Genomic DNA, 6,322 nt, shown 5'->3' on the forward strand with positions numbered 1-6,322 from the left:
CCCGCCACCCGTGGCCGGTTACGTCGCCGGGGCGAGGTCGAAGCGGGAGACGTCGCGCAACAGCGCGACGAACGCCCGTGCCCCGTGGTCGAGGGCGACGGCACCGGCCTGCGCCGTGCCGAGGCGGGCGTCGCCGATGGCGCCGGCGGGGTTGAGGTCCCCCGCCTTCCAGGCGAAGGCCGCCGGCCGGCCGGCGCGCAGGTGGGTGAAATCCCGCTCCATGGCGAGCGTGCGCGGGGTGAAGTCGGCGATGGCCTCGGTGCGCACGACCTCGGGCGCGAGCGCCAGCATCAGCGCCGTCTCGATGCCGCCGGCATGGATGCCGTGGCGGACCTCGGCGTCCGGAAACAGACCGTCGGGATAGCCGAACCGGCTCCAGGCGGTGGTGACGGCGATGAGGCCGCAGCGCCCGCGCAGCTCCAGGGCGACGAGGTCGATGAGGGCGCTGTTGCCGCCGTGCGAGGTGACGATGACGAGGCGGCCGCAGCCGGCCCGATGGACGCAGGCGCCGATCTCGATCCAGGCGCGCAGGGCCGTCTCGGTGGTGAGGGTGAGGGTGCCGGCGAACTCGTCGTGCTCGTCGGATTTGCCCACCGCCTGCACCGGCAGGACCAGCACGTCGAGGTCGTCGGGGACCAGGGCGGCGACGCGGGCGAGATAGCCCTCGGCGATGGTGACGTCGGTGGAGAGCGGCAGGTGCGGTCCGTGCTGCTCCACCGCCGCCACCGGCAGCACCGCGATCGTGCGGCTCATGTCGCGCGCACGCATCTCCTGCGTCGTGAGGGCGGACCAGGGCTGCATCGGCATCGGGGAGGCTCCTCGCGACCAAGCTGTCCGCCGGCCATAGGCCCTATCGAGCCGACGAAAAAGGCGCCCCCGCGCATGCGGGGGGCGCCTTTCGTCACCGGTGAGCTGCCGGTCGTTCGCGGGTCAGCGGGTGCGGCGCAGCAGCCAGCCCGCGCCGAAGGCGGCGGCGGCCACCAGCAGCAGCGTCACGGCCTTGTTCTCCTCGGCGCGGTCGGCGACGGCGCGACTGCGGCGGGCGGCTTCGTGGCGGAGATGACGGCCCCGGTCCTGAACGTCGTCGAAGAGCGCGCGACCGCGGTCGGTGGCCTCGTCGGCTAGGTGCCGGCTCCGGTCGCGCAGGTCGCGGCCCCGGTCCTGGACGTCGTCGAGCAGGGCGCGGCCGCGGTCGGCGGCCTCGTCGGCGAGGTGGCGGCCGTCGCGCTGCAGGTTCCGCGCGGTGTCGCGGGCATCGCCGTAGGCGTGCTGGGCGGCTCCGGCGACCTGATCGTAGGCGCCCTCGACCTGCTGGCGGGCGCGGCCCGTCACGGCGCCGATCGCGGTCTCGCCGCGGCCCTTGAGGTGGCGCAGGCCGCCTTCGAGATGATCTCTGTTCATGCTGAACGATCCTTCGTTCGTAGGTGGTTCAAACGTGGGTACGACGAAGTCAGGCCCAGTCCCGCGCGGGACGGCACCGAGGCCGCCCCGCGCCATGGTCGTCGTGTCCGGCGATTCGTCGGGGATCTAATCGTCTTGGGACGATCAGATCTTCTTGACGGCGTCGGCCGCGGTCTGGGCGGCGCTCTTGGCGCCGTCCTTGACGTCGCCGACGGTCTTCTGGGCTTCGCCCTTCAGCTCCTGGGCCTTGCCCTCGGCCTGCAGCTTCTCGTTGCTGGTGGCCGAACCGATGCCCTGCTTGATGTTGCCGACGGCTTCGTTGGCGAGACCCTTGATCTTGTCCGTGGTGCTGCTCATGGGAAACGTTCCATCCTTGGTTGAGGAGGCGGCGACGTCGCACACCGTGCCCGCTCACCGTCGGCAACCGGAACGGTGCAGCGCACCGATTGTTCCCCGGACGACTGCGGGGATCGGTTTTGCGGCAGCGCAGCGATGAGGAGCCGGCAGGGCGCGGCATGACCTGTCGAACGTCACGATTTCGTCAGGTCTAAAGAATTTTGTCCTTGGTCGACAAAATTTTTATGAGGGTCGATGCTGCCGCGATGCTCTATAGCGCCTTGAATCGACGATCCGGATCTTTAGAACCGCCGCTGGCGACACCGCCGACGAGGAAGAGCACGCCATGACGATGCACGCCGTGCGTCCCGCTTCCGCGCCCGCCCGGAGCCTCTGAGGCGATGGCGCGATGGATCTCCTACCGGCACGAGGGCCGGGACGGTTTCGGACACCTCGACGGCGACACCATCGCGGTGTTCACGGGCGACCTGTTCGGCACGCCGACGGCCACCGGCGAGACCCTCGCCGTCGCGGCGGTGACGCCCGCCCTGCCCTGCCGCCCTTCCAAGCTCATCGCCCTGTGGAACAATTTCCACGCGATGGCCGACAAGCAGGGGCTGGAGCGGCCGGCGGCCCCCTTGTTCTTCGTGAAACCGCCCAACACCTACCGCGCCAGCGGCGAGGCGGTGGCGGTCCCCGAGGGGATCGGGCGCATCCTGTTCGAGGGCGAACTCGGCATCGTCGTCGGCAAGGCCGGGCGCGACCTCACGGTGGAGGCGGCGGCCGGGCACATCTTCGGCTACACCTGCGTCAACGACGTGACCGCCCTCGACGTCCTCAAGGCCGACCCGAGCTTCGTGCAATGGACTCGCTCGAAGGGCCTCGACGGGTTCGGCCCGTTCGGGCCGGTCATCGCCACCGGGCTCGATTCCGACACCCTCACCGTGCGGGTCCGGGTCAACGGTCGCGAGCGCCAGAGCTATCCGCTCTCCGACATGATCCTCAAGCCCGCCGAGATCGTCTCCCTGGTCTCGCAGGGGATGACCCTGGAGCCGGGCGACCTCATCGCCTGCGGCACCTCGAACGGCACCGGCCCGATCCCCAAGGGCGCGACCGTGGCGGTCGAGATCGAGGGCATCGGCGTGCTCGAGAACCGGTTTTCATGAGGAACGTCACCGCGGCCGCCGCGCGGCCCATCCCCGCCCATCGGATTCGCGCACCGCTCGGTGGACGACCAAAGGGTGCGCGCCGAGGCTCCCTCTCCTGGAAGGAGAGGGTAGGGGTGAGGTGTGCGACCTCTCCGGACAGACCTCTCACCTCACCCTGTCCCTCTCCTTCCAGGAGAGGGGACCCGCGCTTCGACCGACGGCCGGCATCTCTCGCCGCGGGTGATATCCGTGCCGCCGCCCTCGGCCTGGCCCGGGCGGGGGAACCTCCGCGCGCCGGCCGTCTTCAAGCCCGGCAGAACGCCAAGCCCAGCAGAACGCAAGGTCAGTGACATGAGCATCGCCATCGTCGGCGCAGGCGCCATCGGCGGATTCCTCGGGGTTCGGCTCGCCCACGCCGGCGAGGACGTCACCTTCATCGCGCGCGGCGCCAACCTGTCGGCCATCCGCGAGAACGGCATGCGCCTGATCGAGGAGAACGGATCCGAGATCCACGTCACCAACCTCAAGGCGACGGCCTCGATGGCGGAGGCGGGCCCGCACGACGTGGTCCTGCTCACCGTCAAGGCGCACCAGGTCGGGCCGATCGCGGCCGACCTGCACCACCTCATCGGCCCCGAGACGATGGTGGTGACAATGCAGAACGGCATCCCGTGGTGGTACTTCTCGGGCGGCCACGGTGGGGATCTCGCCGGCACGCACCTCGAGACCGCCGATCCGGGCGGCCTCATCGCGAAACACCTCGACCCCAAGCACGTGATCGGCTCGGTGGTCTATCCGGCGGCCGTGCTCACCGAGCCCGGCGTGGTGCAGGTCATCGAAGGCCACCGCTTCGGCTTGGGCGAACTCGACGGCAGCATGAGCCCACGGGTGCAGTCCCTGGCGCAGCGCCTGATCAAGGCCGGCTTCCGCGCGCCGGTCACCAGCGACATCCGGGCGGAGATCTGGCTCAAGCTGTGGGGCAACCTCAGCTTCAACCCGATCTCGGCGCTCTCCCACGCCACCCTCGTGGACATCTGCCAGTTCCCCGAGACCCGGGCACTGGCCGCCGACATGATGCGCGAGGCGCAGACCATCGCCAACGCGCTCGGCGTCACGTTCAAGCTCGGCATCGAAAAACGCATCGCGGGCGCCGAGAAGGTCGGCGCGCACAAGACATCGATGCTGCAGGACGTGGAGGCCGGCCGGCCCATCGAACTCGAGGCGCTGGTGGGCTCGATCATCGAACTCGGCCGCCTCACCGGCACGCCGACCCCGCACATCGGCACGGTCTATGCCCTGATGCGCCTGCTCTCCCAGAGCCTCGATCGCGCGCAGGGGCGTCTCGCCATCGCGCCGGCCTGACGCTTCTCCCCCCTCCCCTCCCACACTCAGGGAGGGGGCACGGCCCGGACGGACGCGGTCGATCCCCTCAGGCGGGTCCAGGTTGGCGCGCCAGCGCCTCGCCCTGCTTAAGTCTTTGATGTGTCCCAGGTTTTTGACGCAGAACCGGTGGCCACTTTTGCGAAACCTGCTTAAGGACGGTGACAGATCCATGGCCGAGACCGCCACAACCCTCCATGCCCTGATCCAGGCCGGCGCCGACGAGGCCACGGCGCTGTCGAGCCCCGGCGGCGTGCCCCTCACCCACGGTGCCCTGCGGGCGCTGGCCACGCGCACCGTCGCCGACTTCAACGCCCACGGGATCGGACGCGGCGACCGGGTCGCGATCGTGCTCGACAACGGGCCGGAGATGGCCGCGGCCTTCATCGCCGTGGCGGCGGGCACGACCTCGGCCCCCCTGAACCCGGCCTACAAGGCCGACGAGTTCAAGTTCTACCTCACCGATCTCGGCGCCAAGGTGCTGGTGGTGGCCGAGGGCTCGGCCTCGCCGGCGGTCGCGGTGGCCGAGGCGCTGGGCATCCCGGTGGTGCGCCTGACGCCGACCCCGGACCGGGGTGCGGGCAGCTTCACCCTCGCCTTCCCGATGGCGGACGCCGCCCCGGCGGCCGGCGGCCCGGCCGAACCCTCGGACATCGCCCTGGTGCTCCACACCTCGGGCACCACCTCGCGCCCCAAGATCGTGCCGCTCACCCAGACCAACGTCTGCGCCTCGGCCGGCAACATCCGCACCGCGCTCGCCTTCACGGCCGAGGACCGCGGCCTCAACATCATGCCGCTGTTCCACATCCACGGGCTGATCGCCGGCATCCTGGCGCCGCTTTCGGTGGGGGGGCAGGTCGCCTGCACGCCGGGCTTCAACGCCCTCAAGTTCTTCGGCTGGATGGGGGAGGTGCGCCCGACCTGGTACACGGCGGTGCCGACCATGCACCAGGCGATCCTCGGCCGCGCCGCCCGCAACGCCGAGGTCATCAAGGCCAACCCGCTGCGGTTCATCCGCTCCTCCTCCTCCTCGATGCCGCCGCAGGTGATGAAGGAGATCGAGGAGGCGTTCGGCGCGCCCCTGATCGAGGCCTACGGCATGACGGAAGCCGCCCACCAGATGGCCTCGAACCCGCTGCCGCCCCGGCCGCATTATCCGGGCGTGGTCGGCCTCGCCGCCGGCCCCGAGATCGCCATCGTGGATTTCGACGGCGAGCCGCTGCCCGTGGGCGAGACCGGCGAGATCGTGATCCGCGGCGCCAACGTGATGGCGGGCTACGAGAACAACGAGGCGGCCAACGCCACCGCCTTCACGCCGCAGGGCTGGTTCCGCACCGGCGACCAGGGCACGCTCTCGCCCGAGGGCTACCTCACCATCACCGGGCGCCTCAAGGAGATCATCAACCGGGGCGGCGAGAAGATCTCGCCGCGCGAGGTCGATGAGATCCTGATGGACCACCCGGCGGTGTCGCAATGCGTGACCTTCGCGGTGCCCCACGACAAGCTCGGCGAGGACGTCAGCGCGGCGGTGGTCCTGCGCGAGGGCGAGAGCCTGACGGAGAAGGACCTGCGCAGCTTCGCCGCCGAGCGCCTCGCACCGTTCAAGGTGCCCGCCAAGATCCTGTTCCTCGACGAGATTCCCAAGGGCGCCACCGGCAAGCTCCAGCGCATCGGTCTCGCCGAGAAGCTCGGACTGGCGTGAAGGCTTTCGCGCGCGTCTCGGACGGGCAGGCGACGCGATCGCCGTCCGCCCATGACGCGGACCTGACCCTCGGCTCACGGGAGGTCCGGGCCTTCCGCCCCGGCAACCCGAGGTTGGGGCGCGCGGCAGGCTTAACCGGAGGTCAAGACCTGACGACTATGGCTAACGGGAAGGGTATTCCAGGCCGAGCGTAACGTCGGCGCGGATCGTCGGGAGGACGCTGGAGCGTATGACCAGCCTGTTGACCAACCGGTCCGCGATGACCGCCCTGACGACCCTGAAGTCCATCAACCAGTCGCTCGACATGACGAGCAACCGGGTCTCCACGGGCCAGCGCGTCTCCACCGCCTCCGAC

Annotated in this window: 6 protein-coding genes and 1 pseudogene; 4 read left to right on the top strand and 3 right to left on the bottom strand. The window is 70.3% G+C overall.

Features of this window, described 5'->3' with window-relative positions:
* Positions 1-18 precede the first annotated feature (18 nt).
* The 3 genes from ASF39_RS06940 to ASF39_RS06950 form a co-directional block, all read right to left on the bottom strand.
* Positions 19-807, bottom strand: coding sequence for a creatininase family protein (locus ASF39_RS06940; RefSeq protein WP_056282172.1), 789 nt, complete (start codon positions 805-807; stop codon positions 19-21).
* A 123-nt stretch (positions 808-930) separates the two neighbouring features.
* A complete protein-coding gene (locus ASF39_RS06945; RefSeq protein ID WP_055886311.1) occupies positions 931-1,401 on the bottom strand; it encodes a CsbD family protein in 471 nt (156 codons plus the stop codon).
* Positions 1,402-1,545: 144 nt separating this feature from the next.
* Entirely contained in the window at positions 1,546-1,758 is a 213-nt protein-coding gene (locus ASF39_RS06950) for a CsbD family protein (protein WP_056282177.1), read from the bottom strand.
* Positions 1,759-2,138: 380 nt separating this feature from the next.
* Here ASF39_RS06950 and ASF39_RS06955 point away from each other — a divergent pair, with 380 nt between their 5' ends.
* The 4 genes and pseudogenes from ASF39_RS06955 to ASF39_RS22260 all read left to right on the top strand — a co-directional run.
* Positions 2,139-2,903: a fumarylacetoacetate hydrolase family protein gene (locus ASF39_RS06955; RefSeq protein ID WP_056282180.1), complete on the top strand. Its 765-nt coding sequence runs from the start codon at positions 2,139-2,141 to the stop codon at positions 2,901-2,903.
* A gap of 333 nt (positions 2,904-3,236) precedes the next feature.
* Complete coding sequence (locus ASF39_RS06960) at positions 3,237-4,247, top strand: 2-dehydropantoate 2-reductase (protein WP_056282183.1); 1,011 nt, start codon at positions 3,237-3,239, stop codon at positions 4,245-4,247.
* Between the two features lie 190 nt (positions 4,248-4,437).
* Positions 4,438-5,967 carry an acyl--CoA ligase gene (locus ASF39_RS06965; RefSeq protein ID WP_056282186.1) on the top strand — a complete coding sequence of 510 codons (1,530 nt, stop codon included), beginning with the start codon at positions 4,438-4,440 and terminating at the stop codon, positions 5,965-5,967.
* Between the two features lie 229 nt (positions 5,968-6,196).
* Positions 6,197-6,322 (top strand): annotated as a pseudogene (locus ASF39_RS22260) (flagellin); the annotation flags it as partial.

Source organism: Methylobacterium sp. Leaf108 (assembly GCF_001423265.1).
Classification (GTDB): domain Bacteria; phylum Pseudomonadota; class Alphaproteobacteria; order Rhizobiales; family Beijerinckiaceae; genus Methylobacterium.